The 25,505-nt window shown below is 37.4% G+C and carries 25 protein-coding genes and 1 other RNA gene; 15 read left to right on the plus strand and 11 right to left on the minus strand.

The window, feature by feature from the left end; translation table 11 throughout:
* Positions 1 to 25: 25 nt before the first annotated feature.
* The 8 genes from ACQ86H_RS14185 (at position 26) to rnpB (ending at position 4,200) form a co-directional block, all read left to right on the plus strand.
* Positions 26 to 412, plus strand: a complete 387-nt coding sequence (locus tag ACQ86H_RS14185; RefSeq protein WP_431295258.1) for a TonB-dependent receptor domain-containing protein — start codon at positions 26 to 28, stop codon at positions 410 to 412.
* Positions 396 to 884 carry a TonB-dependent receptor domain-containing protein gene (locus tag ACQ86H_RS14190; RefSeq protein WP_431295259.1) on the plus strand — a complete coding sequence of 163 codons (489 nt, stop codon included), beginning with the start codon at positions 396 to 398 and terminating at the stop codon, positions 882 to 884. The genes ACQ86H_RS14185 and ACQ86H_RS14190 overlap by 17 nt, the downstream gene beginning before the upstream one ends.
* Before the next feature lie 74 nt (positions 885 to 958).
* Positions 959 to 1,288 (plus strand): hypothetical protein, encoded by a 330-nt coding sequence (locus tag ACQ86H_RS14195; protein ID WP_431295260.1) that lies wholly within the window; start codon positions 959 to 961, stop codon positions 1,286 to 1,288.
* A gap of 187 nt (positions 1,289 to 1,475) precedes the next feature.
* A complete protein-coding gene (locus ACQ86H_RS14200; RefSeq protein WP_431295261.1) occupies positions 1,476 to 2,480 on the plus strand; it encodes a PepSY domain-containing protein in 1,005 nt (334 codons plus the stop codon).
* Between the two features lie 327 nt (positions 2,481 to 2,807).
* Positions 2,808 to 3,182 carry an SCO family protein gene (locus tag ACQ86H_RS14205; RefSeq protein WP_431295262.1) on the plus strand — a complete coding sequence of 125 codons (375 nt, stop codon included), beginning with the start codon at positions 2,808 to 2,810 and terminating at the stop codon, positions 3,180 to 3,182.
* Positions 3,183 to 3,292: 110 nt separating this feature from the next.
* Positions 3,293 to 3,532: a c-type cytochrome gene (locus tag ACQ86H_RS14210; RefSeq protein ID WP_431295263.1), complete on the plus strand. Its 240-nt coding sequence runs from the start codon at positions 3,293 to 3,295 to the stop codon at positions 3,530 to 3,532.
* A gap of 19 nt (positions 3,533 to 3,551) precedes the next feature.
* Complete coding sequence (locus ACQ86H_RS14215) at positions 3,552 to 3,716, plus strand: hypothetical protein (RefSeq protein ID WP_431295264.1); 165 nt, start codon at positions 3,552 to 3,554, stop codon at positions 3,714 to 3,716.
* A gap of 89 nt (positions 3,717 to 3,805) precedes the next feature.
* Positions 3,806 to 4,200, plus strand: an RNA gene (gene rnpB, locus ACQ86H_RS14220) — RNase P RNA component class A.
* On the opposite strand, the gene ACQ86H_RS14225 is transcribed toward rnpB, so the two are convergent.
* Positions 4,200 to 4,964: a polyphosphate kinase 2 family protein gene (locus ACQ86H_RS14225; RefSeq protein ID WP_431295265.1), complete on the minus strand. Its 765-nt coding sequence runs from the start codon at positions 4,962 to 4,964 to the stop codon at positions 4,200 to 4,202. The genes rnpB and ACQ86H_RS14225 overlap by 1 nt on opposite strands.
* A 256-nt stretch (positions 4,965 to 5,220) precedes the next feature.
* On the opposite strand from ACQ86H_RS14225, the gene ACQ86H_RS14230 reads away from it, so the two are divergent.
* The 3 genes from ACQ86H_RS14230 to blaB3PEDO all read left to right on the plus strand — a co-directional run bounded on the left by ACQ86H_RS14230 (position 5,221) and on the right by blaB3PEDO (position 11,907).
* Entirely contained in the window at positions 5,221 to 7,677 is a 2,457-nt protein-coding gene (locus tag ACQ86H_RS14230; RefSeq protein ID WP_138821189.1) for a transglycosylase domain-containing protein, read from the plus strand.
* A 172-nt stretch (positions 7,678 to 7,849) separates the two neighbouring features.
* Entirely contained in the window at positions 7,850 to 11,023 is a 3,174-nt protein-coding gene (locus ACQ86H_RS14235; RefSeq protein WP_431295266.1) for a peptidase MA family metallohydrolase, read from the plus strand.
* 26 nt (positions 11,024 to 11,049) lie between these two features.
* A complete protein-coding gene (gene blaB3PEDO, locus ACQ86H_RS14240; RefSeq protein WP_431295267.1) occupies positions 11,050 to 11,907 on the plus strand; it encodes a PEDO-2 family subclass B3 metallo-beta-lactamase in 858 nt (285 codons plus the stop codon).
* A gap of 91 nt (positions 11,908 to 11,998) precedes the next feature.
* Here blaB3PEDO and ACQ86H_RS14245 read toward each other — a convergent pair whose 3' ends face one another.
* Positions 11,999 to 12,349, minus strand: a complete 351-nt coding sequence (locus ACQ86H_RS14245; protein ID WP_138821186.1) for a GIY-YIG nuclease family protein — start codon at positions 12,347 to 12,349, stop codon at positions 11,999 to 12,001.
* 133 nt (positions 12,350 to 12,482) lie between these two features.
* On the opposite strand from ACQ86H_RS14245, the gene ACQ86H_RS14250 reads away from it, so the two are divergent.
* The 4 genes from ACQ86H_RS14250 to bioD all read left to right on the plus strand — a co-directional run bounded on the left by ACQ86H_RS14250 (position 12,483) and on the right by bioD (position 15,595).
* A complete protein-coding gene (locus ACQ86H_RS14250) occupies positions 12,483 to 13,259 on the plus strand; it encodes an XRE family transcriptional regulator (RefSeq protein WP_086546492.1) in 777 nt (258 codons plus the stop codon).
* A gap of 79 nt (positions 13,260 to 13,338) precedes the next feature.
* Positions 13,339 to 13,791, plus strand: a complete 453-nt coding sequence (locus tag ACQ86H_RS14255; protein ID WP_138821185.1) for a hypothetical protein — start codon at positions 13,339 to 13,341, stop codon at positions 13,789 to 13,791.
* A 73-nt stretch (positions 13,792 to 13,864) separates the two neighbouring features.
* Positions 13,865 to 14,986: an aminotransferase class I/II-fold pyridoxal phosphate-dependent enzyme gene (locus ACQ86H_RS14260; RefSeq protein ID WP_431295268.1), complete on the plus strand. Its 1,122-nt coding sequence runs from the start codon at positions 13,865 to 13,867 to the stop codon at positions 14,984 to 14,986.
* Complete coding sequence (bioD, locus tag ACQ86H_RS14265) at positions 14,987 to 15,595, plus strand: dethiobiotin synthase (protein WP_431295269.1); 609 nt, start codon at positions 14,987 to 14,989, stop codon at positions 15,593 to 15,595.
* Positions 15,596 to 15,642: 47 nt separating this feature from the next.
* On the opposite strand, the gene ACQ86H_RS14270 is transcribed toward bioD, so the two are convergent.
* The 9 genes from ACQ86H_RS14270 to ACQ86H_RS14310 all read right to left on the minus strand — a co-directional run bounded on the left by ACQ86H_RS14270 (position 15,643) and on the right by ACQ86H_RS14310 (position 25,484).
* Positions 15,643 to 16,338 (minus strand): GDSL-type esterase/lipase family protein, encoded by a 696-nt coding sequence (locus ACQ86H_RS14270; protein WP_431295270.1) that lies wholly within the window; start codon positions 16,336 to 16,338, stop codon positions 15,643 to 15,645.
* A 26-nt stretch (positions 16,339 to 16,364) separates the two neighbouring features.
* Positions 16,365 to 16,520, minus strand: coding sequence for a glycerophosphodiester phosphodiesterase (locus ACQ86H_RS14275; RefSeq protein ID WP_431295271.1), 156 nt, complete (start codon positions 16,518 to 16,520; stop codon positions 16,365 to 16,367).
* Positions 16,521 to 16,534: 14 nt separating this feature from the next.
* Entirely contained in the window at positions 16,535 to 17,263 is a 729-nt protein-coding gene (locus tag ACQ86H_RS14280; protein ID WP_431295272.1) for a glycerophosphodiester phosphodiesterase family protein, read from the minus strand.
* A gap of 250 nt (positions 17,264 to 17,513) precedes the next feature.
* Positions 17,514 to 18,923 carry a calcineurin-like phosphoesterase C-terminal domain-containing protein gene (locus ACQ86H_RS14285; protein ID WP_138821180.1) on the minus strand — a complete coding sequence of 470 codons (1,410 nt, stop codon included), beginning with the start codon at positions 18,921 to 18,923 and terminating at the stop codon, positions 17,514 to 17,516.
* A 182-nt stretch (positions 18,924 to 19,105) separates the two neighbouring features.
* Entirely contained in the window at positions 19,106 to 19,882 is a 777-nt protein-coding gene (locus ACQ86H_RS14290) for a hypothetical protein (protein ID WP_431295273.1), read from the minus strand.
* Positions 19,875 to 20,207: a hypothetical protein gene (locus ACQ86H_RS14295; protein ID WP_431295274.1), complete on the minus strand. Its 333-nt coding sequence runs from the start codon at positions 20,205 to 20,207 to the stop codon at positions 19,875 to 19,877. Before ACQ86H_RS14295 ends, ACQ86H_RS14290 begins: the two co-directional genes overlap by 8 nt.
* Before the next feature lie 56 nt (positions 20,208 to 20,263).
* Entirely contained in the window at positions 20,264 to 20,641 is a 378-nt protein-coding gene (locus ACQ86H_RS14300; protein ID WP_431295275.1) for a hypothetical protein, read from the minus strand.
* Between the two features lie 9 nt (positions 20,642 to 20,650).
* Positions 20,651 to 22,231, minus strand: coding sequence for a SusD/RagB family nutrient-binding outer membrane lipoprotein (locus tag ACQ86H_RS14305; RefSeq protein WP_138821178.1), 1,581 nt, complete (start codon positions 22,229 to 22,231; stop codon positions 20,651 to 20,653).
* A 7-nt stretch (positions 22,232 to 22,238) separates the two neighbouring features.
* On the minus strand, positions 22,239 to 25,484 hold the full coding sequence (locus tag ACQ86H_RS14310) for a SusC/RagA family TonB-linked outer membrane protein (RefSeq protein WP_431295276.1): 3,246 nt from the start codon (positions 25,482 to 25,484) through the stop codon (positions 22,239 to 22,241).
* Between the last annotated feature and the right edge of the window lie 21 nt (positions 25,485 to 25,505).

Consider the following 25,505-nt stretch of genomic DNA (forward strand, 5'->3'; position numbering starts at 1 on the left):
TTCTACAGGTCTCCGATACGACAGAATGAGCTTTACTTATATCAATAATTTAGATAACAGCGCTGGTGAAAAAGCATACAGTAAGTTAACGCCTAAAATTGGGGTAACTTATCAGATCGATCAGGAGAAAGGGCTATATGCCAATTACGCACAGGGTTTTTCGCCAACCGCTTTAACTGCAATTTTTAGGGCAAAGCCTAATACCAGTCCTGCCCAGTTCTATTACAATTTGGAGCCTGCAACTTTCCAGAATTACGAGCTTGGAGGTTGGGCAACATTCTTTAACCATAAAGTTTATGCTGATATTGCTATTTACCAAATGGATGGCAAAAATGAGTTGCTAAGTATCCGTCAACCAGATAATTCAACCGATTATCAATCGGCAGGAAAAACTTTTGCATCGTGGAATTGAATTTGGCATAACCGCTAATCCCGATCCGCAATTTTCTTTCCGTTTTGGCGGCACAGTTGCCATACACAAATTCATCAATTTTCAGGTAAGTGATAATCCTAAAGATGCTTTACAGAACCTGAACAATTACGAAATGCCATCTGCGCCACGCTGGGTATACAATACAGAGTTAAACTACTATCCAAAACAATTGCCAAATCTGCGGATGTCAATAGAGTTGCAATATTTATCTTCTTACTACCAAAATCAGATAAACACAGTTAAATATGATGGTTATACGCTACTAAACTACCGGATTGAATATAAAATTAAAGCTGTCGAAGTATATAGTAATGTAATGAATTTAGGAAATACACTTTACGCAACAAATGTTACCAGAGGAAATAATGCAACAGATACTAGCACCTTTACTCCTGCGGCACCAAGAACATTTGTGTTCGGAATCCAATATAACTTTGCAGGAAAAAAATAGAATTACCAAAAGATTTAATCAGATAGCGTCAGGTTTTCATTTTACCTCTTTCATTTAAAATAAAAATTTTAAAGATGAATAATAAAACATCAAATCTTAAACAAATTGTCAAGCGTAATATGTACAAATGGCATCGTACTATTGGTCTTATTACGGTTATTCCTGTTATTTTTTGGACATTATCCGGATTGATGCATCCTTTTTTATCCAACTGGTTTAAGCCGCAAATTGCCCATCAGATTTTAGTACCAAAATCCATCGATAAGGGGCAGATTCAACTCACATTTCAGGATGTTTTGCGTAAAAATAATATCCAGGAGTTTAAAAACTTCAGGATAGTAAATTTCAATCAGCAAACCTATTATCAGCTTAAAAGTATCAAGGGCGATTTTACAATACTTTAATACGAAAACCGGAATAGCATTAAGCAATGGAGACAAACTTTATGCTGAATACCTGGCTCGTTATTTTATTGCAGATAGTACGAGCAAAATCAAATCAATTACTGTTCAAACAGACTTTAGTCAGCAATATAAATATGTAAACAGATATCTTCCGGTTTGGAAAGTAAGTTTTAACCGAAAGGATGCCATGGATGTTTATGTAGAAACAGCCTCATCTCAATTGGCTACGTTTAATACTGATGCAAGAAAAACCTTTTTATGGCTGTTTGATAATTTTCATAGCTGGTCATTTTTAGAAGCAATCAGTAATAACATCGTTAAAACTTGTATTATGGTGGCTTTATTGTCCATTATTGCTTTATCTGCTTTAAGTGGCATTTTAATTTATGGTGTGCTCTGGAAAAAATTTAAAAAACCAAAAAAGGGAAGCAAAATTGGTTTTTTAAGGCTTTATCACCGTCAGATTGGGATTTGCATTTCTTTATTAACATTAACCTTTGCATTTAGTGGAGCTTACCATATTATGAATAAGCTTAAATTAAATACCATTCAAAATGTAGTTTACCAGCCAACCATCAATATTAGTGAACTTAAAATACCCAATAACATTTTAAATTTAGATTTGGACAGGCTGAGTAATATTTCCCTTGTAAAGTTTAAAAAACAGGTATATTTTCAGGTATTCTACAATAAAACCGAAGATCTGCCGGAAGAAACGATTTATATAAATGCAAACGATAGTTCGAAACTCAACAACGGTAATCTCGAATACGCTAAATTTTTAGCGAATAAATTTGAAAACAAATCAGAAGATACAGAAGAGCCAGAAATGGAATGTTGTAGTTCAAACGCTACTGAAAATGCCATTTGCAAAGCGAAACTAATAAAAACCAGCGTACTCTATAAATTCGATGATAGAGAATATGGGTTTGTTTTTAAACGCCTCCCTGTTGTAAAACTAACTTATAACACTCCCAATCACACTAACTTATATATCGACACCAAAACATCCCGTTTAGCTGCAAAAATTGCAGATGCCGATCGTTACGAAGGGTATTCTTTTGCTTTTTTGCACAAATTTCATTACCTGGATTGGGCAGGGAAAAACTTTCGTGATTTCTTTATCTTATTAGCGGCCTTGTTAATTTTAACCGTTAGCTTGCTCGGCTTAATGATTTTTATAAAAAAGTAAAAAACAAAATACAGTACATTTGAACATATTAATCAATTATTGAATTATAACACAATGAAAAATATCAGCTACATCACAATCCTAATAGGCGCAGGTTTATTATTCGCGTCGTGCAAACAAGAGAGAAAAACTTCCTTTTTATGGAGAGCGCCATGCCGAAACCGTTAAAGATGCTGCTGGAGTAGAAAAAATCGATACCGTTTACCAAACCATTCCTGCCTGGTCTTTCCTAAACCAGGATAGTGTGATCACAACAAATAAAGCGACTGATGGCAAAGTTTATGTGGCCGATTTCTTTTTACTTCCTGCACCACCATCTGCCCTACCATGCACCGTAATTTAATGACGGTTTATAATGACTTTAAAACCAATCCTGATGTAATGTTTGTATCACACACGATCGATTTTAAATATGACAAACCCCATGTTTTGAAAAAGTATGCTCAAAAATTAGGCGTTGATGGGCCGAAATGGCAGTTTCTTTATGGTACTAAAGATAGCGTATATACTTTGGCCGAGAAAAATTACTTAGTGGCAGTGGGCGAAGACAGTACTGCTAAAGACGGTTACATCCACCAGGGTTACCTTGTTTTGATTGATAAGGACAGGAGAATTCGCGGTGCTTACGATGGAACTAAGGAAGACCAGGTAGAACAATTGAGAAAAGATATTCCGGTTTTACTAGCTGAATATAAAAAATAAATAGAATTTATCGTCATTTCGACCGGAGCAGAGAAATCTTTGAAGCTAATTTAAAAGATTTCTCGGCTCCATTTCATTCCGCTCGAAACGATTTTAATAACAAAACATCCATGCGCAAGTACATCATCAATTCAATCTTTTTCATTTTTGTTATAGGCATCATTATTTCCTGCCAAAACCAGGAAACCATCGATCTGCAAAATTACATGTCGAACGGAAAAGATATTTATAAAGCCAAGTGCCAGAATTGTCACGGCGAAAATGGCGAAGGATTAGGTAAACTTGCTCCTCCACTTACCGATTCTGTATTTTTAAAAGACAAACAAATCTCGTTTAGCATGTTTTATTAAAAACGGGACAAACGAATCTTTGATTATTCACGGAAAAGAATACAAAGAAAAAATGCCTGCCTTCCCTGAACTGGCTGATATTGATGTGGCACAGGTAATGGTTTTTGTAACCAATTCTTTTGGTAATAAGCAAGGCTTTGTTCCTTATTCGAAGGTTTCAAAAGATTTGCAGAATTGTAAATAATATTCATTATTATAAAAATACTAACGAATAAATATCACAATAATGATATTTTAGATACTTTGTGCTTAAAAAGTCTCATCTTTGCGCAAAATGCAGGTTGTTCTATCGCTGTTTCGGGTAAAACCGGAAGAGAGGAAAGTCCGGGCAACGCAGGGCATCCCGCTTTCTAACGGAAAGGGATTCAGGAATGAAAACCTGAATTACGGATTAGTGCAGCAGAAAATATACCGCTCCGATTATCGGAGTAAGGGTGAAAACGTGCGGTAAGAGCGCACGAGCATTGCAGGCGACTGCAGTGGTTTGTAAACCCCGGGAGTTGAAAGACCAAATAGGCTAACATCCCGACTTTACGCCGGGATAAAGGGCTGCCCGTCCGATGTTAGTGGGTAGGTCGTTAGAGATAAACGGCAACGTTTATAGTGGATAAATGATAGAAGCCTGAGCAATCAGGAAACAGAACCCGGCTTATAGACCTGCATTTTTTTACTCACTTAGCAAAATACTTTGGGTTTCACTCAGCTTTGCTGTTTCTTCCTCTCCCAGTACCGGAAATTCAAGATCTAAACTTTTTAACTTATCTACAATGATCTCACTAATAGCCAATCGCGTAAACCATTTTTTATCGGCTGGTATAATATACCAAGGTAATTCTTCGGTACTTGTTGCGTTGATCGCATCTTCATAAGCATCCATATATTTATCCCACAATGCCCTTTCTTTAATATCCCCGGAAGAAAATTTCCAGTTTTTTGTTGGATCCTCTATCCGATCCAGAAAGCGCTGTTTCTGTTCAGCTTTACTTACATTTAAAAAGAATTTCAGAATCACTGTTCCGTTGGCGGTTAAATGTTCCTCAAAGTTTTTAATGCTTTTATAACGTTGCTGCCAAAAATTTTTGTTAACCTTTTTTACATCTGAAAAACCCGGAATATTTTCACTCAAAATATATTCAGGATGTACTTTGCAGACCAAAACATTCTCGTAATGCGAACGGTTATGGATGCCAATCCGTCCACGTTCGGGCAAGGCCTTATAATGTCTCCACAAAAAATCATGCTGATATTCTTTAGAGGTAGGTACTTTAAAACTGTAAACCTGGCATCCCTGTGGATTTAAGCCACTCATTACGTGCTCTAAAGCACTATCCTTTCCTGCGGCATCCATCGCCTGAAAGATAATCAGAAGCGAATGTTTTCCAGATGCATATAATTTCTCCTGTAAGTGGTTTAGCTCTATTTTCGAATTCACCAATGCATCTTTAGCTTTTTCTTTGTTATACCCCCGGTAAAATCTGTTTTATGGTTTTTTAAAGAAAATTTCTTATCTCCCTGTACAATTAATCCTTTAAATTCGTTTTTCATAATCATGTATTATTTTAGATAAACCAATGCGTCGATAATTTAAATATAGAACTAAAAAATAAGTAAATTAAATACGTTAATTTGCATATAGAGTTTTTTATATTTAACGCCACAGCTTTTACCTAAAGATCATCTTATCCAATATGTTTAAAGAGATAAAAAACAAGTACTTACGTTATTCTACAATAGTTTTATTTTTTATAATAATTTTCTTTTCTGCGCTTCAATTAAACTTTTTGTGGCTTTTCGGCTACTCACCAAGTGTTCGGGATATTAAAGCACCTACCCTGCGTGTTGGTTCTGAACTTTATACTGCCGATGGAAAACTGATTGGCAGGTACTTTAAAGAAAACAGAACCCCTGTAAATTATAATGAAATTGCACCTAGTGTATTGCATGCGCTGGTTGCTACCGAAGACGTGCGTTTTTATAAACATTGGGGTATTGATGTACAGGCAGTTGGCCGCGCTGTTATTGGGTTAGGAAAGGATGGTGGAGCCAGTACCATTACCCAGCAATTAGCAAAAAACCTTTACCGTACACGTTACAATAAATCACAGGGATTATTAATTAAAATCCCATTAATAAGAACATTGATTGTAAAATTAAAAGAATGGCAGACTGCAGTAAAATTAGAATCTAATTACTCTAAAAACGACATCATTACGATGTACCTTAATACCGTTTCATTTGGTAATAATACTTATGGAATAAAAACAGCGAGCCGGATTTATTTTGATAAAGAGGCCAAAGATTTATCCACTACCGATGCAGCTATGCTTGTGGGAATGTTAAAGGGCACAACCTTATACAATCCAACTAAAAATCCTGCAAAGGCACTGGAAAGAAGAAATGTGGTACTCGCGCAGATGAATAAGTACAAATACCTGAGCAAAGATAGTTTAACGCAATTATCAAAAGAACCCATCAAATTAAAAGAAGGCAAGATGCAGGATGGCAGCGATGGCGACTCTTATTTAAGGGCAGCTGTGGCAAAATATTTAGAGAAATGGTGTACTGATAATGGTTACGACCTGTATGAAGATGGATTGAAAATTTACACGACCATTGATTCAAGATTGCAGGGGTATGCCGAAGAAGCGGTTGCGGATGAGATGAGGATTTTACAGCGCAGGTTTTACAGTGTATGGGGTAACGAAGATCCCTGGTACGATTCTGAAAAGCAAAAAGTTGATTATCCGGATAGAGCAATGAAAAACCTGCCTATCTATGCCCTTTTACAAAAGAAATTCCCGAATAATCCAGATTCTGTTAAAGCCTATTTCAATAAAAAGAAAAGGATGCAGATTTTTACATATAAAGGTGATCGCGATACTTTATTCTCTACTTTAGATTCAATCCGTTATTACGGAAAAATCATGAATACGGGAATGATGACCATGGAACCCGCAAGCGGTAAAATTAAAGTTTGGGTTGGCGGTATAGACCATAAGTTTTTCAAATACGATCACGTAAATCAGGCTAAACGCCAGGCAGGTTCTACTTTTAAACCATTTGCTTATTTAACGGCTTTAGAACAAGGCATGAGCCCTTGTGATAAATTTACTGATAAACCGGTTAAAATTGCTTATCAAGATAAGGGCCAGACCAAATACTGGGAGCCTAAAAATGCCGATTACAGTGTTTCTTACCGCGAAATGAGCTTACGGTGGGCCATGGCAAAATCGGTAAATACCATTACTGCCCAGGTAACTGAAAAGGTGGGCTGGGATAACGTGGTTAAATATGCACACGAATGTGGTATTGATAGCCATTTAGAATCTGTTCCATCCGTAAGTTTAGGATCAAATGATGTTACCGTTTACGAGATGGTAAAAGCTTATGCTACTTTCATGAATAAGGGTATTAAAACCGACCCCATATTGGTAGAGAAAATTACCGATCAGGATAACAATTTAATTGACGAATTTAAACCTAAAACAAAAAGGGTTTTAACTGAAGAAATTGCCTGGTTAATGACCTATATGTTCCGTGGTGGTATGGAAGAACCTGAAGGTACTTCCCAAGCCTTATGGGAATGGCCTAACCTGTTTAAGAAAAATAATCAGATTGGTGGTAAAACAGGTACTTCTTCTGATTATGTAGATGCCTGGTACATGGGCTTAACTAAAGATCTGGTAACGGGTGTTTGGGTAGGTTGTGATGAAAGAACAGCCCACTTTAAAAACGGTGAACAAGGTGAAGGATCGAGAACTGCCCTGCCAATTTTTGCAAAGTTTATGGAAAAAGTTTACCTCGATCCGAAATCAGGATATACTTACGGACCCTTCCCTAAAGCAACAGTTGATATTACCCGCACTTACAATTGCCCTAGTCCAAGAATTATCAGGGATACAACTTCAACTGACAGCGTAACGGTCGATTCTACTGATTTTACTGTTCCTACCGAAGTACCAGTTACTACTGAACCGGTAAACAATGAACCTGAAGTTAAAAAAGAAGAAAAGAAGACAGAGCCTGCTCAAAATCCCGTTACCCCTACGGTTCCGCTAACCAGAAAAGAAGAACGTGAACTGAGAAGAAAACAACGTCAGGAAGAAAAGGAAAGAAAGAAAAACGAAGATAACAATCAGCAATAGTTTTTTGGACCGAAATAAATCAAAATAGCTCACTATCTGTGTAAAATAGGTAGTGGAATTTAAAAAGTGTTAAATTTTTAATACTCTTTTAAACAATTGTTACTTTTATTTCCAGATTTTTTACCATTTCATTTTCGTAAATTTTTCAACACTCATTACTAAAACCACTTATATGAAAATAGGCTCTACTTTACTAAGGCGATATTCTTCTTTATTGCTCCTGCTTATTCTTTCTTTTTCTGCTAAGGCCCAATATTTCGGACAAAACAAGGTAAGGTATAAAAAACTCGACTTTAAAGTTTTACAAACGCCCCATTTTGAGATCTATTATTATATCAAAAACGAGAAACTTTTAAAACGTTTTTCGCAAGATGCTGAAACCTGGTACAAAATGCATCAGGAAGTATTCAGAGATACTTTTTTAAAGAAAAACCCGATTATTCTGTATAATAATCATCCTGATTTTCAGCAAACTACAGTACTTAACGGAGAAATTGGAATTGGGACCGGCGGGGTTACAGAGGCATTGAAAAACAGGGTAATTATGCCTGTTATGGAGTTGAACAGTCAAACGAGACATGTGTTAGGTCACGAGCTTGTTCACGCTTTTCAATATCATCTTTTATTAGAAAAAGATTCGATCAGCTTAGAAAATGTTGGACAAACGCCACTTTGGATGGTTGAAGGGATGGCCGAATACCTTTCTATTGGAAAAAAAGATGCCTTCACTTCCATGTGGATGCGCGATGCCATGTTAAACCGCGATATTCCTTCGTTAAAAGATTTAACCAACTCTAACAAATATTTCCCTTACCGTTATGGTCAGGCATTTTGGACTTATATCGGCTCTCAATATGGTGATACGACCATTGTTCCTTTGTTTAAGAATACCGCAAAATATGGCTACGAAAATGCCATCAGATATACATTTGGTTACGACGATAAAACATTGTCTGGTCTTTGGAAAAATTCCATCGATGCCCATTATAAGCCGATGTTAAAAGCAGATAGTTCGCAGATTAAAATTACGGGTACAAAAATCATCGACAATAAAAACGCAGGCAATATGAACGTCGCCCCTGCCCTTAGTCCTGATGGAAAGTATTTGGCTTTTATGTCTGAAAAAGACCTTTTTGGTATAGATTTATTTCTCGCAGATGCTAAAACCGGAAGAATTATCAGGAAGCTCAGCAGCCAGATCTCCAATGGCCACATTGATGATTTCAATTTTATAGAATCAGCAGGTGCATGGTCGCCGGATAGTAAGCAGTTTGCCTTCAGTATTTTCAGTCAGGGTAAAAACCAGATGATGATCATCAACGTTGCCAATGGCACTACCGTTTCTCAAACCCCAATGGCGCAGGTGCAACAGTTTGGTAATTTAACCTGGTCGCCAAATGGAAAAGATATCGCATTTTCAGGAATGGTTGAAGGACAAAGTGACATCTTCTCTTACAACCTCGATACCAAAGCAGTTACGCAGATTACCGATGATGTATATTCTGATTATGCACCGAGTTATTCTCCTGATGGTACAAAACTGGTGTTTTCATCAGATAGAGCTGCAATTCAGGCTAATGTAATTAACGCAGTTTTGCCTATAAACCTTGCTGTTTACGATATTGCGGCTAAAAAGGTAAGTAATTTGAATGTTTTTCCGGGAGCGAATAACCTGAACGCACAATTTTCTGCTAACAGTCAGAACATCTATTTCCTATCTAACAGAGATGGTTTTAGAAATTTATACAAATACAATTTCGCTGATAATACGGTTGATCAGTTAACCGATTATTTTACCGGTATTAGTGGAATTACCGAGTTTTCGCCGGCCATTTCGGTGTCAACAACAGATGATATTGTATATAGCTATTACCGTTACCAACGTTATACCTTATATAATGCTAAGTTAAGCAGCTTTAAAGCAAAAAGAATTGGTAACCAGGAAGAAAATTTCGATGCCGCTATACTTCCTCCAATGGAAAACATTGGTGTAAATATTATCAATTCTAATTTAAATAATTTTGACCGTTTCGAAAAAATAGTGGCCGATTCGATGAAAACGGTTCCTTACAAACCAAAATTCAGGTTAGATTATTTAGCAAATAGTGGTGTAGGTGTTTCAACCAGCCGTTTTGGAACTGGCGTTTCTGGTGGTATAGTAGGAATGTTTAGTGATATATTAGGAACCAATCAGATTATTGCTAACATCTCCGTAAATGGTGAGATTTATGATGCCGGTGGCTTAGTGGGTTACATTAATCAGAAAAGCAGAATAAATTGGGGTGCTGCCGTTTCTCACATTCCGTATGTATCTGGTTTTAGGTCTTACGGCTATGAAGATGTTCCTACAGGCGATAACACTACTATTAAAGCCCTGGCAGACAGAACAGACATTATTAGAACTTTCGAAGATCAGTTTCAGGTTTTTGGAGCTTATCCATTTAGTAAAATACACCGTTTTGAGTTGGGCGGTTCATTTTCGCATTATAGTTACAGGGTTGATAGATATAGCAATTATTACAATTCGGCTGGGAACTACATAGGTTCAGACAAAAGCAGGATTTCTAACGATGTTGCTTCTCAGGATTATGGCATTCCTTTTAATTCTTTTACACTATATCAATTAAACGCTGGCTTTGTAGGCGATAACTCAATCTTTGGTCTGACTGGCCCGCTCGATGGTTTCAGATACCGGGTAAGTGGCGAAAAATATTTGGGTACTTATAGTTTTGCAGGTGTAACGGCAGATCTCCGTAAATATTGGAGGGCTAAGCCAGTAACATTTGCTGTAAGAAGCTATAATACCTTAAGAATTGGTAAAGATGCTGACAGACTTTATCCAATGTATCTTGGTTATCCTTACCTGATTAGAGGTTATGAATCAAACTCAATTTATAAAAGTACTTCCGCACAATCATCAGAATCTTTTGATATTAACCAATTAACAGGAAGTAAAATTGCCGTATTTAATTTTGAAGTTCGCCTGCCATTTACAGGACCAAAAAAATTAGCTGCTATACCTTCTAAGTTTTTATTCTCTGACCTGAATTTATTCTTTGATGCGGGTTTAGCATGGACAAACGATACCAAGGTAAAATTTAAAAGTGAGCCAACTTATACTACTGAACCTGTTTTAGATGCAAATAAACAACCCGTTTTTGACGAAAAGGGAAAACCGGTTACCTATCAGTCTACAACAGAACGTGTACCAGCAATGAGTGTTGGTATATCGGTAAGGGTGAACGTTTTTGGCTATTTTGTTTTAGAACCTTACTATGCGATTCCTTTTCAAAGAAAGGATGTTAAAACCGGAGTATTTGGTTTAACATTTGCGCCAGGATGGTAAAAGGGAAATAAATTGCGAATTCGCGTATGAAAAAAATATTTTTAATGGTTTTATTTTCCTGCAGCCTGTTAGGTTTTGCCCAAACAGTAACGGAGCCAGCTAATAATCCAAAAGAATGGTCTCAGGCTACGGAGCCATTTAGAATTGCAGGTAATCTGTATTATGTTGGCACTTATGATTTAGCTTCCTATTTAATTGTAACAGAAAAGGGAAATATATTAATAAACACAGGTTTAGCTAATTCGCTTTCCATAATAAAAGAAAATATAAAAGCTTTGGGATTTGATTATAAATCAATCAAAATTTTGCTCTTAACCCAGGCCCATTTTGATCATTTAGGCGCAATGGCTGAGATTAAAAAAGAAACCGGTGCAAAACTATATGTCGATGAGAAAGATGCAGATGCACTTGAAACCGGCGGAAAATCAGATTATGAGCTTGGGAAATATGGTGTAAGTTTTAAACCCGCAAAACCTGATTTCCTATTGAAGAATAACGATAAAATTAAATTAGGCAGCACTACTTTAACCCTGCTTCATCATCCCGGACATACTAAAGGATCATGTAGTTTTATATTTGATACGAAAGATAAAAATTCTAGCTACAAAATTTTGATTGCCAATATGCCATCCATAATTGTGGATAGAAAATTCTCAGAAATTGCATCGTATAAAGATATCCAAAAAGATTATACTGAAACTTTTAAAGCAATGAAAAAGCTTGACTTTAATCTTTGGGTTGCCTCTCACGCAAATCAATTTGATCTGCATGATAAACGTAAATCAGGAGATCCTTATAATCCAGAAGTTTTTATGGATAAAAGTAAGTTTTTTAAAAATCTTCAAGCTCTGGAAAATGTTTTCCTCGAAAAAATAAAAAATTAGCCTTTTCCTAAATTTTTAAAAACGATTAAAATATAAATAATCATTTTTTATAAAGATCGTTTAATTTCCTATAGTTTAATAAACGTAACAATTAAGATAAACCCGAGAAAGATAGCTTTACCTGATTGGTGATATTCCGATGTAAAAGAATATTTTCGAAATCGAGGCCTATAGTTAAGTCAATCCAATCTGGATTACAAGATCTTACCAAACGCTCTTTTTGCATGCGTGTAAACCGGCTAATAGATTTAAAACGTATCAAAGCCTGTGCTTCTGTTTTAAACTCCTCAAAATAAACGAGTCGGGTTAATTGCTGTCCGTTATCAAAAAACAAGTTTGGCATCTGTTTGTAGAAATCCAGTGTCTTCATTAAATCAGAGCTCATGCCCACATGCATACTTGTACGATTTCTGTCGGTAACGATATAAACAAACTTTTTCATGATCTTATATTTAAAACTTAAAACTAAACTATTTAGTATACACTCTTGCAATTCAAAATAATATTACTAACTTTATGAGCATAAAATTACTAACTATTTTAGTAATTCCAAATTTATTTTAAAATTTATTTTTATGTCAAATATTTCAAATAATTTAAAGTACCTCAGGAAGAAAAAAGGCCATACACAGCAAAATTTCGCTGATATTATGGAAATCAAGAGATCGCTCATCGGCGCTTACGAGGAAGACCGGGCGGAACCGAAATATGATTTGCTAAAAAAAATAGCCGAATACTTTGATCTTACCATCGATGAATTCATCAATGAAAAAATATCTGACAGCTGGAAACCGAAGCCAAAAAGCCAGGGATCTAACCTTAGGGTACTTAGTATTTCTGTCGATCAGAACGATCGCGAAAACATCGAACTGGTTCCGGTTAAAGCGAGTGCTGGTTATTTAAACGGTTTTTCAGACCCTCAATATATTAGCGACCTGCCTAAATTTCAACTTCCATTGGCTGCATTAAGACAAGGTACCTTCAGGGCTTTTGAAATTATGGGCGATAGTATGTTACCTGTTCAACCGGGAAGTGTAATTATCGGTGAGTATCTTGATAATTGGAATGAAGTAAAAACTGGCGAAACGTACATTGTGATTAGTAAAAATGAAGGCGTAGTATATAAAAGAGCGGGCAACCGTTTCAGAGAGAATAAAGATTTGAAATTGATATCAGATAATAAGGTATACGACGCTTATACAATTGCTGCCGATGATATTCTGGAGATATGGAAAGCTAAAGCATATATATCTACCTCTTTACCAGAACCTGCACCAGACCCAACAATGGAAACGCTGACACAGATGATGGCACAAATGCAGAAATCAATTTCTCAATTAAATAAAAATTAACATTTTTTAACAACTGCCGATTAAACTGTTTGTGTTTTTATGTATCTATTAATTTAACAAACACATAAATAAACATAACATGAAAAAGGCAATTTTAACAATAGCAATTGCAGTAATGGGTTTAACCGCTGCATTTGCTCAAGACACAACGAAACGAACAAGAAGGGCAATGCCTAAGATGACTGCCGAGCAAAGAGCAGAAAAGATAACTTCCAGATTGGAGAAACAGCTTAGCTTAAACGCTGATCAAAAAAGCAAAATATACAACATTGAATTGGAAAACGCCAAAAAAATGGAAGCCTGGAGAACAACAGATAAAAGCGATATGAAAGGCAAAATGAAAGAACGCAAAGCTGCAATAGATGAACAAAAAGCTAAAGTTGATGCGGTTTTAACTGCAGATCAGAAAACTAAAATGGATGCTTTCCGTGCTGAAGCCAGAGAAAAAGGTGAGAAAATGAGAAAAGGAATGGGTGGCAGAGGTAAAAAAGACAGCGCACCGGTAGTTTCCAATCCTCCTGCACAAGGATAACAGTGCAAACAGTAATTAATTATATTTTTGAAAGCGTTCCGATAATTCGGGACGCTTTTTTTACTTTTGGGCGATGAGTAAAATTGATCAGTTTATGAGTGGTAGACTCCGGGAACGAAAAGATAAGCTTTCGATCAGGAATCTATCAACAAACATTCTTCCTGTTGATTTTTGTTCTAATGATTATTTAGGTTTTGCCAGATCTGGTGAATTAAAACATTTAATCAACACTAACCTGGCTTCAATGCCCGATTATCTGAATGGTGCTGGGGGTTCGAGACTGTTAAGTGGAAATACCAAATTTACAGAAGAAACCGAACAGTTTATAGCCGGTTTCCATCTGGCTGAAAGCGGATTAATCTTTAACTCTGGTTATGATGCGAATGTTGGGCTACTATCTAGCGTGCCGCAACGAGGCGACACCATTATTACTGACGAATTGATTCATGCGAGTATTATAGATGGCTGTAGATTAAGCCATGCTACACGTTTTAAATTTCATCATAACGATATAAACGATCTCGAAGACAAACTAAAACTATCAAAAGGAAACATATTTGTCGTGGTAGAAAGTGTTTATTCTATGGATGGAGATATGGCACCGTTAATAGCGATATCGAATATTTGCGAGCGCTACCAGGCCAACCTTATTGTAGATGAAGCCCACGCGACAGGTGTTTTTGGCGCGAACGGTCGGGGATTAATCAATCAGCTTAAGCTAACTGACAGGGTATTTGCACGCATTATAACCTTTGGAAAAGCCTTAGGCGTACATGGAGCTATTGTTTTGGGAAGTAAAAACTTACGTCATTACCTCATTAATTTTGCAAGATCGTTTATTTACACCACAGCTGCGCCTATCCATAATGTTGCTGCAGTTAGATCGGCATACCAATACTTAAATAAAATTGATCACCAGTTGATTCACCAAAAAATTGCACTATTTAGAAATACCTTAAAAGAACAGAACATCAATGCAATTGATAGCGAAAGTACCATTCAGGGTATTTTGTTTTCATCAAATGAAGCAGCCAAACTTGCCGCTGCTCACTTGCAAAGCAAGGGTTTTGATGTACGGGCAATATTAAGTCCAACAGTAGCGCTAGGTAAAGAAAGGCTCAGGATCTGCTTGCACACCTTTAATACCGATGAAGAAATTATTTCACTGGTTAATCACCTTCAAGAATTAAATTAAATGAATAAATATTTTGTCACAGGCATTGGAACAGGCATTGGAAAAACACTGGTAAGCGCTATTTTAACCGAAAAGCTGAAGGCTGATTATTGGAAACCGATCCAATCGGGAGATTTAGATACGAGCGATAGTATAACAATAGATAGTTTAATTAGTAACACACAAACCGTCATCCATCCGGAAAGCTACAGATTAACACAACCCCTATCGCCGCATTTATCGGCCAGGTTAGATGGCGTTGACATTGATCTGGATAAAATCAATATTCCATTAACTGATAATAACTTAATTATTGAAGGCGCTGGTGGTTTAATGGTACCCTTAAATGAAGATGAGCTGATTGTCGACCTGATCAAAAAACTGGAAGTAGAAGTGATATTGGTTTCGCAAAATTATTTAGGCAGTATTAACCACACACTTTTATCAGTCAATCTGCTTAAACAATACAAAATCCCTGTTAAAGGCATCATTTTTAATGGTGAGGAGAATACGGAAACCGAAAGATACATTCTCCAATATGCCAAAATAAAAAAGCTAGGCAGTATACCCAGCTTTAGTAATATTGATAAAGAAAAAGTGAAAGCAGTTGGCCAAAACCTTTCTGTTTAACTCCCAATAAGTCAAGTCTTTAGAGCTTGACTTCTTTCCAAATCATATTATTTCTCAGTTAAGTAACCAGACTTTTTAAGAAAATCTGCCCAAACCTGGTATCCGGCAGGAATGAGATGTAACCCATCCTTAGTAAGCTCTGCCCTTAAATGTTTGTCCTGATCAGTAAAATTTGGATACAGATCGACCACCCTTACATTTTTAGTTTCAAATTTTCTGATTTCATCATTCAGCCAAAGAATATGCTCGTCTTTACCATAATGGTTTTTAAACTTGTCGAAAGCTGCATTAACAGGCAAAAGTGTGTTAAAGTAAATTTTTGTTTTCTTCGATCCTTTTCTGATTCTGGCAATTATTGTTTTATAATTTCTTAAAATCACACTATCTGGAATATTCCTGGAAATATCATTTATACCAATCAGGATAAACACTTTGGCTGGTTTACCATCAATTACATCTTGCAAACGTTCTAACACGCCAAAAGTAATATCACCAGAAATCCCTCTGTTTTTTGCTTGTGGAAGAGCTAAAAGTTTAGCCCAATCTGTTCCGGCAGTAATGCTGTTACCTAAAAAAATAATATCCTTTTTTGATTTTGGATCGGCTTTAAACTTAGCCACCTGCTCAATATATTTCCCAGGACTATAGGTACTGTCCCATTTAACCACCTGGGCAAAAGCTGCTGTGAAACTGAAGGTAAACACAACAGCGGTGATTAATAACTTAATTAAAAGTGCTTTCATATCCCGTTTTTATAAAGTCGAAAATACTAATTTGCCTGAACTAAAATATCCGGATAATCAGAAATAATTCCATCTACATTTAAAGCTTTTAGTTTCTGAATATCAGCTAAGGTATTGGCTGTCCAGGGGATGATTTTTACACCATCAGCATGTGCTTTTTTAACCATTTCTTCGTTAACCATTTGCCAAACCGGACTTAAAATAAATGGCTTAAAACCCAAATCGGCAATATTTTCTTCGTATGTTTTTTTATTGGCAACCAAAAAGAAGTTTTTATTTCAGGATATTTCTCGTGTATAATTTGAATAGTCCTTTTATCGAAAGACTGGATTATTACAAAGTCAGCGATCTTTTTCTTTAAAATTACATTCATTAAAAGTTTAACAAATTCTTCAGGTTTAGGGTTGGTAATCCCATCGCTGCTTTCGTTGCATTTAGTTTCGATATTGTAGAAAAACTGTTTACGTTTATTGGTTTTAATATCGTACTGAACAGCATCAATCAGGTCAGCAAGTAGCGGAAGATATGTTTTCTCCTTCTTCTGTTGAGGAAATTGGTCGTAATATTTAGTGCCCAGGTCAAACTGTTTAATTTTAGCGTAATTCATTCCAAAAATCGGATATTTCTTAGCATCTGTTAGCGGAATATCTTTTCCGTCAGGTGTAAGCATAAAAGCCGGACTCAGGTAATCATCGTGTGTTACCACTACTTTACCGTCTTTAGAGATGTGGGTATCCATTTCCAAAGTGGTAATTCCTTCTATTTTCATGGCGTTTAACATGGCCTGAATGGTGTTTTCAGGCATCAGGCCTCTCCCACCACGATGCGCCTCTGCGCTAAATGCGGGAAACTTAACTTCCTGAGCATTCGATTTTACCGCAAAGGCGGATAAAAGAACCAAAATTGTTGTTTTTTTAAGTTTCATATCCAAAAAAGGAGTTTTACAAGGAGGCTGTATCATAAAGGCGATTTCAGCCCAGATAATGTCATGTTGAGCCTGTCGAAACACTTTAAAAGTATATAAAGAAGTCCTTCAACAAACTCATGATGACAAATCTATATTTATGATACAACCTCTATTAATTAGCCCACAAGATAGAGGTATCACGTGTTAACATCTAACGCGGTTAATTAAATCTATATTAAATTTCTAATCACTGCATCTTAAAGCAAGGTTATGCTTCTATTTCTGCCTCAAATTTTTCCCCGAAGCGATCGGTAGCAACAACTTTTACCTTTTTAACTGATGGTTCAAAATGTGCCAGGAACAAGTGATCAGTTGAGCGAGGTTCAACAAACGGCCTTGGATTTGGCAGCTTATCGCCTTTGTATAATTTAACAGCTAAAGGATCATACCCATCCTGTTGCGCCAAAACACCCATTGCTTTTCCGTCCAGAAAATATTCTATTTTCCATTCAGGATCATAATTCCAAACATTGGCGATTAATCTTTTTTGATTGGTTAAGGTATCTACATAAATATCAAGCTGCTCTTTACGGTTTCTTCCGGTAGATTTGTAGTACCATTTTAAATTGGTTCCGTCCACTTCATAAACGCCGAAGCCCCGAGGCGTGCCATCTTCGCAGATCGGGCCTGTCCACCAGCCACCACAAACGGTACCATGATTGTGTTCGTAAATGCCATTTTTGATTACATTTTTATTAAAATGGGTATGGCCCGACATGATATGCACGTTTTTAAAATCTTTTAAAACCGCATAAAAATCATCATTATTTTTAACTGAATTGTGTACTGGAATATGGAGGCAAACGATCAATAACGCATCTTTAGGCACAAACTGCAAATCTTTAGCCAACCATTCTAACTGCGTTGGGGTGATGTAACCATCATAAGTTCTTTCTACTCCTAAATAACGTACGTCATCTAAAACCACGTAATGCGCTTTACCCCTGTTAAAAGAGTAATATGTTGGGCCATAATGAGCCTGAAACGTACGATCGGAAGTATCATCACCACCCTGTCTGTAATCCTGATCATGGTTCCCCAGGGCCTGGAAAAACGGAATCCCAATCTGGGCAATGGCTTCATCGTAAGCTGGAAAAAGATCGAAGTTGTCCCAAACCAGATCGCCTACACCGATACCATGCACCAGTGCTTTTCCCATGCTTTTTACCACATCTCTTGTATCTGGCACGGAAGTTTCCATCATTTGCTGAACATCTTTTTTGTTCTTCACCTGTGGGTCGGCCCAAATGATAAAATTATGTTTATTGTCGTTCTGTTTTAATGGTTTAAGATCGAAGTTTAATTTGCCTGCAGTATCTGGTTTGTAATAATGACGTGCAATACTGCTTTCGGTTTTAAACTCATAACCCGAAGGTGTGCTAATCCAAACAAAACGGGCCAGCTCATGAAGTTTAATCTCATAGTTGCCACTTTTATTGGTTTGTATCACGCTGTAACCATCAGAAATGACTACGCCAGCCACAGCTTTACCTTTGCTGGTTACCATTCCGCTTACTAATCCATCAACCGAGAATAACGATGATGGAAAAGATTTTAAGCTGATGAAAACTGTTGAAGTTAATAAAGTTGATTTTTGTATAAATGATCTTCTGTTCATGATTTTTAATGATATTAAATCATACGGCTTAAATTTTGATAATATTGAGACTGTATCATGGTTGTAATTTAATTGAATTTATCAGGTTGAGCCTGTCGAAACGCCTTGTAAAACATTTAAAACAGGTCCTTCGACAGGCTCGGGATGAAAATTCTATATTTATGATACAGACTTTTTGTTTCTTACTTGTCAATTAAACTTGTGACGCCACCTGTCTCGATTGCACTGAGTACCGAGGTATTGGTTAAGGGAACACTTATCATTGTTCTGACTGATTCCCACCCGCCTTTGGTAGCCTTGTAAACGCCTCCTAACCTGGCAAAACTTACAGCTGCTGGAAAACCTGCGAAACGTTTGGAAACATCATTTGTACCTTTTCCATAATATTCCTGTGGAACTTTTCCTGCATAGGTTGCGAATTTGTCTGTGATGGTAATTCTTAATCCATACTCAGGTGGGCCTGCAGTATAAAAACTACCGTTTGCACCACCATAGAAAATTACATCCAATGGAATAGAATTTGGTGTAACATTAATACCCTCAAATATTGCTATACCAGCAACGTTTCCACTATTTGCTAACAGGTTACCGGTTACATCTCCTACACCATTTGCGCCTGGTACTGTAGTATAATTTACACTTGAAATCCATTTTGAAGCTGGTATAACTGTTGAAGCAGACCCATTGATGCGCTGACCAGCACCACCTACATAGAAAAATTCACCTTTTTTAACTGTCCCTGAAGTAAGATTAAACTTGTAAGTTCTAAGTGCGCCTGTGTTCCATCCAAGCGTAGGAAAAGTAGTTGCTCCAGCATTGTTACTGGTATAAACTGAAAAGGGGGTGGCTGCAAAATCAATATCTTTCGTTGCTAAAAACTGGACATATTCATAATTTCCATCCGTTCCATTCGGATCTACAAGAAATCCCGAAATAATTGCAGGAGAAAGCTTAGGCATCGGAACATAAAAAAGTCTTCTGCAGTTCGCATCCGGTATTCGATCTTTTTGAAGTTCCCGTGCCGGTTACGTATACTACCCCTGTAAAATTACCTGAAGGTTGAACAGCCGTATTTGCAAAAGTAGCATTGGCACTTGTACGTAATGTTGCAAGACCAAAACCATCATTTAGTATTTTATCTCCAGAATATATTACATCACCCGCTGGCTCCGGGTCGTAAACAGCATTGTTAATAGCAACCAACGTACTTTCATAACGATCTGGGTTAGCTAGAATAGCGCTCGTATTTGCCGCCTGTAATTTAATGATTCTTCCTGATGCCACTTTGGTTATCGCAGAATTTGTTAACCCAGTGATCTGTAAAACCCCATCAATCCTTTTTAATACCCCCCATCCAGTTTGATGTGTAACGAATCTCCTGGAACATAATTAGAAGCTGCTGCTCCAATATTGAATGAAATTCCCCTTAACGAATCTGCTGTACCGTTAATGCGGCTATTTTGCAATGCAATTAATCCTGCCACCGAATTGCCGGATCTAAAATCAGAAACTACTACACCTCTTATACTTGTGGCACCCCCTATAGCATCAGCATTAAGCGAAAGATCTGATCCTTTATAGTACCTTCTTAAATCAAAGTTAGAAATGAAACCACTTTCTGAAAATTTATAGCGATAGTCGTTTTCCTTTTTGCAGCTTGCGTAAGTAATAATCACAACTGCAAGCAAAAGAAAATATTTTAATTTATTTTTCATCATCAATAGTATTTAAGGTTTTTGCCACCACATCAATGTATTCACATCATCAGGTCCCTGTGCAGTTAATACATTTTTATAATTAGTTGGATTGGTTGATTGGGCAAGTATTGGATAGTATAAACGAACCGGCATTTTTCCGCCATTTAATAAATTGGATCCTTTTGGAAGCAGTGGGTGACCGACTCTTCTGTACTCGAACCATTGCTGAAAGTCTACTAAAAACAAGGCATAATATTTTTGTAAGTGAATTTGTTCCAACTTGCTATCTGAGCCCACAGTTTTATTGTCTAATGGCAATGTATTATTCCAATTGAAGTCACCTCTTAAAGCATAAGCTCTTACAGATGCATCATCACCGTTAACGTATAAAGCTGGCATCCAATAGTTAATTCCATCAGCTATTCCTTTATAATAATAAGCTTCGCCCGTACCATTAATCCAGCCTCTTGCAGCAGCTTCAGCCAAAATAAAATCAACTTCTGCCACATTCATCATTACCCCTGTTGAAGCATCAGTTTGCAAGCTTGTCGGATTTCCCGATTGTGCATCAGAGTAAAAATAAGCTTGTTTAGCTGGCGCTCCACTACCTATTGGATAAGCACTTGGTATACCCACATAGCCCGCAGGCCCAGCGGCTATACTCCACCGGTTTACACCATTCTTACCTAATGTTGGATCTATTCTTGGATCACCCCAGGTAGTCAGGTTATTGATAAAAAAGTCTACAATGGCAGATCCCCGAAAATCTGCCGGTCTAACATTAACCATAAATGGCGATGAATATACAGCAGTACTACTGTTTGTACCATTCCAGAGAATTTTAGCCGTATGGGTATTATCAGTCATGATCGGATATTTGGCTGGATTAGTATCAACGATTTCTTTAATTTTGGCTATGGCCTGTGCACTTGCTTCTGCCTTGCCTGAAATCCGAAGCAATAGCCTTAAATACAATGAATTTCCAAATCTTCGCCATTTACTAATATCTCCATTATAAACCGGGTCGCTGCTGGCTTCAATCTTCTGGCCTGCAGTTAAAAGTGTATTGGCTTCTTCCAGTTTATTCAGCAACGACATGTAAATATCTTTTTGTTTATCGAACGCTGGCTCCAATACACCAGCCCTGCCTTGATTTGCTTCCGTGTAAGGCACATCTCCGTAGGTATCTGTTAGCAGCTGCATTGTCCACGCTTCGGCAATTCTGGAAATTCCCTGATAGGAAGTGTTAATTGCACCTGGCTTGCTGGCGATGGTATTGATATCCTTTATATTTGTCAATTCGGAATACCAGGAATTCCACATCGCATCAGACAGTTGCCTTCTGATATCATATCTGTAAATTCTACCCTCCAGCACCTCATCCAAAGTAGAAACTGTAACCTGCATGAGTTCATTGTTAATGGACCGGTTACGTATTAAGTTTGCACCCAATACATTTGTTAAAGTAGGTGCCAGCAATTTATCTGCCGTAACTTCTGGTACACCAATCGGATCTGTATTAATTTTATCGAAATCTTTCTTGCAGGAGAAAAATGAAGTCCCCATCAGCAGTAAGAAAGCATAACCTATACTATATTTAATCTTTTTCATTTTCTTATTAGTTTATACCCACTACTAAACGTGCACCAAAAGTTCTGGTTGATGGCAGTTGTCCTACTTCAAAACCCGTTACGATATCGCTACCAGATAATGTACCAAACTCAGGATCGAAGGCAGGCCACGGCGACCAGGTATACAGATTACGCCCATACACGCCTATGGTTATCCGACTCAGGCCCAAACTTGAAACCAGTCTTTTTGAGAATGTATAATTAATATTTGCCTCTCTGAATTTTAGATAATCGGTTCTGAAAGTACTTCCTTCTGCATTGGTAGAACCATACATAGCCTCATAAAATGCACCAATATCAGTTGCAACTGTGGTATTGGGGCTATAAGTAACACCATCAGGATTTAACATTACTCCCTCTCCAATTAAACCGCCGTACCTGCCTGGTAAGGTCAGCTTTAATTTGCCCAGGCCAGCCATTCTTGCAAAGGTTAACGAGTGTGCAACAGCACCTAATTGTGCGTCAAATAAAACGTTAGCAGCAAAGCCCTTATAAGTTATACCTGTACCAAAACTAAATCTAAATTTAGGCATGGTATTTCCCAGATATTTTAACTGTGTTTGATCTGGAATGGCTTTACCGGTATTATCGAATATTACCTGTCCATCAGGCGAACGCTTCAATCCGAAACCATACATATCTCCGAGGCTTCCACCAACATTGGCTATGATTTGTGTACCTCCAATTGGACCTGTACGTAATATTACAGCACTATCAGCCAATTCTTTAATGGTATTTCTGTTCGCAGAAAACGTTCCGTTAACCGTCCATGTAAATGATCTGCTCTGCAAAGGCGTTGCATTTACCGACATTTCCAAGCCTTTGTTATCTACCCTTCCGGCATTAAATACAGCGATTGAATATCCTGTAGCACGATCAATCGAACGGCTTAATATCTGATTTTTTGTACTTCCGGTGTATGCAGCAAAATCGAAATTTAATCTGCTTTTAAATAATTTTAATTCAGCCCCAACCTCAACTGTTGTAGTAGATAGTGGCTTTAAGTTATTATTTGGAAGTATACTTGGGTTTGTCATTGCCCCGCCAGGATAAATTCCGTTCGCAGCAAGCGTATAGTTGTATGCGGTACGGTATGGCGTCGTTCCACCACTACCCACTTGGGCAATTGAACCCCGAAGCTTGAAATAGCTGATTTGCGAAGGCAATTGCCAATAATCTGACGCAATGAAAGATAAACTTGCAGATGGATAGAAGAAACCAACATTATCTGTTCGAAGTGGCGATGCCAAAGTACTGTTCCAATCCTGTCTTCCGGTTAAATCTAAAAACAAATAGTTTTTTAGTGATAAAGACATTGTACCATACAAACTATTGATGTTATATCGTGCAGTATCCGGCACCGAAATCAGTGGATTTTGATTGTTTTCTAAACTATAATTACCTGGAACAACTAATCCGTCAGCGCGAAGTTCCGATTTGTTGTAGCGGTTTCTTAACTGGCTACCACCTACTGAGGCAGAAAGTTTTAAATCTCTTGATAAATCTTTATTATATCTTAATAAAAAATCAGCGTTCACTTCATACGAGTTGATATCCTGGACACGATAAGAGCCTTGGGCAAATTTTGCGCCTGCAGCATCCCACGGACGCTTGGTTTCGCGGATATCATGGTTATAATCAATAGATGAACGTACCAACAAGGTTAAATCATTAGTAAACCGATATGTAGCCTGAATATTCCCAAGAATACCGTTTCTTCTCTGACCATTTAAATATTGCTCAGAAATGGCATAAGGTCCTTCCGGAAAACTCGATGTTAAGTCTATAAATTTCCGTTGCTCTTGTCCGGCCACCCAATAATTTTTAAACCAATCTAAATTCATATTTGGATGGGCAAACATAAACCAGTACATTAACGACTGATTACCATAACCAGTTGCAGGTAAGTTATCACTATGCCTGTTATTATAACTGGCCTTAAAAACAATGTTTAACTTTTTGGTTACATTACTATTTCCTGAAAAGGCAAGAGAGGTACGTTCTAAACTTGTATTAGGAACTATCCAATCGTTATTACCATGGCTTGCGGTAAAGCGTAAACCTACTTTTCCGGCATTTCCATCTAAGCTAACTGAGTTTGTGGTTTCAACGCCGGTTTTAAAAAACGCATCTAATGCATTTGGATATGCCACCCATGGCGTACGTGTCGTTCCTCCTTTTTGTGTAGTTGGATCATATTGAAAAAACATGCTGGTACCATCAAACCTTGGCCCGTAAGTTGAACTGGTTGCATGGGTATCTGCACCATCTGCATTTGTTCCAAAACTGTAATAACTTGCACCACCTACACCTGCACCATATTCTTGCTGAATATCTGGTCCTCTGTTAATTTGCTCGAAGGCAGTATTAGAAGTGAAAGTAATATTAAATTTTTTCTTACTGCTACCGGCAGATTTGGTCGTAATTACAATGGCCCCATTTGCTCCTCTCTGACCATAAAGCGCTGAAGCTGCAGGGCCTTTTAATACCGTAACATTTTCAATATCGTCAGAATTCAGATCGTTAAGTGCACTTCCAAAATCTGTTGGCAAAATGTCTCCAGATGTTCCATAAACGCCACCCCCGGTTCCGGCAGTACGTTTTGCACTGCTACTGGCCACAACACCATCAATTACAATCAGTGCTTCATTATCTCCGGTTAAGTTATTTTCACCACGAAGAATGATTTTGTTAGATCCCGCCAGACCGCTGTTGCGGACCAGGTTAAGGCCTGCTACTTTTCCAGACAATGCATCTGTCCAGTTCGTAGCTACTGCATTTGTAAATACAGAACTATCTAAAGAGGTAATGGCATATCCCAATGCCCTTTCCGAACGCTTGATACCTAAAGCCGTAACAACTACATCATCCAATGAATTATCAGATGATTTAAGTTTTATTATACCGATTTTAGTCAAATTATTATTAACTACAATTACATTTTGTACTTTACCGGTTTGATAGGAAATAAAGCTTGCCTCAACCGTGTAGGTGCCAGGCAATACAGGAATCGTAAAATTTCCTTCATTGTCAGTTTGTGTAACCTTACTTATCTCTACAATTTTAATCGTGGCAGCTGGAATAGGCTCATTGTTCTCGTCAACAACCCTACCGTTAATCCTACCGGTATTTGTATTTTTCGGTGTAATCAGGATATTGCCACCACCGCCTGCTTTATGGGTAAAAGGCATTTCTTTTAATAGCAGATCGAGCACTTCGTTTACTGATCTCATTCCTCTGGAAACATAAACCCT

The organism is Pedobacter sp. P26, assembly GCF_050632135.1.
Lineage (GTDB): Bacteria > Bacteroidota > Bacteroidia > Sphingobacteriales > Sphingobacteriaceae > Pedobacter.

Bases quoted from the DNA above. Each gene is read 5' to 3' on its own strand.
- ACQ86H_RS14255 (WP_138821185.1), top strand. From the start codon at position 13,339: ATGAAAAAGGCAATTTTAACAATAGCAATTGCAGTAATGGGTTTAACC.
- ACQ86H_RS14245 (WP_138821186.1), bottom strand. From the start codon at position 12,349: ATGAAAAAGTTTGTTTATATCGTTACCGACAGAAATCGTACAAGTATG.
- ACQ86H_RS14185 (WP_431295258.1), top strand. From the start codon at position 26: ATGAGCTTTACTTATATCAATAATTTAGATAACAGCGCTGGTGAAAAA.
- ACQ86H_RS14275 (WP_431295271.1), bottom strand. From the start codon at position 16,520: ATGGTTAACGAAGAAATGGTTAAAAAAGCACATGCTGATGGTGTAAAA.
- ACQ86H_RS14230 (WP_138821189.1), top strand. From the start codon at position 5,221: ATGTTTAAAGAGATAAAAAACAAGTACTTACGTTATTCTACAATAGTT.
- ACQ86H_RS14260 (WP_431295268.1), top strand. From the start codon at position 13,865: ATGAGTAAAATTGATCAGTTTATGAGTGGTAGACTCCGGGAACGAAAA.
- ACQ86H_RS14300 (WP_431295275.1), bottom strand. From the start codon at position 20,641: ATGATGAAAAATAAATTAAAATATTTTCTTTTGCTTGCAGTTGTGATT.
- ACQ86H_RS14250 (WP_086546492.1), top strand. From the start codon at position 12,483: ATGTCAAATATTTCAAATAATTTAAAGTACCTCAGGAAGAAAAAAGGC.
- ACQ86H_RS14270 (WP_431295270.1), bottom strand. From the start codon at position 16,338: ATGAAAGCACTTTTAATTAAGTTATTAATCACCGCTGTTGTGTTTACC.
- ACQ86H_RS14195 (WP_431295260.1), top strand. From the start codon at position 959: ATGAATAATAAAACATCAAATCTTAAACAAATTGTCAAGCGTAATATG.
- ACQ86H_RS14210 (WP_431295263.1), top strand. From the start codon at position 3,293: ATGCGCAAGTACATCATCAATTCAATCTTTTTCATTTTTGTTATAGGC.
- ACQ86H_RS14305 (WP_138821178.1), bottom strand. From the start codon at position 22,231: ATGAAAAAGATTAAATATAGTATAGGTTATGCTTTCTTACTGCTGATG.
- ACQ86H_RS14200 (WP_431295261.1), top strand. From the start codon at position 1,476: ATGGATGTTTATGTAGAAACAGCCTCATCTCAATTGGCTACGTTTAAT.
- ACQ86H_RS14290 (WP_431295273.1), bottom strand. From the start codon at position 19,882: ATGCCTAAGCTTTCTCCTGCAATTATTTCGGGATTTCTTGTAGATCCG.
- ACQ86H_RS14235 (WP_431295266.1), top strand. From the start codon at position 7,850: ATGAAAATAGGCTCTACTTTACTAAGGCGATATTCTTCTTTATTGCTC.
- ACQ86H_RS14285 (WP_138821180.1), bottom strand. From the start codon at position 18,923: ATGAACAGAAGATCATTTATACAAAAATCAACTTTATTAACTTCAACA.
- ACQ86H_RS14310 (WP_431295276.1), bottom strand. From the start codon at position 25,484: ATGAGATCAGTAAACGAAGTGCTCGATCTGCTATTAAAAGAAATGCCT.
- ACQ86H_RS14205 (WP_431295262.1), top strand. From the start codon at position 2,808: ATGCACCGTAATTTAATGACGGTTTATAATGACTTTAAAACCAATCCT.
- bioD (WP_431295269.1), top strand. From the start codon at position 14,987: ATGAATAAATATTTTGTCACAGGCATTGGAACAGGCATTGGAAAAACA.
- blaB3PEDO (WP_431295267.1), top strand. From the start codon at position 11,050: ATGAAAAAAATATTTTTAATGGTTTTATTTTCCTGCAGCCTGTTAGGT.
- ACQ86H_RS14280 (WP_431295272.1), bottom strand. From the start codon at position 17,263: ATGAAACTTAAAAAAACAACAATTTTGGTTCTTTTATCCGCCTTTGCG.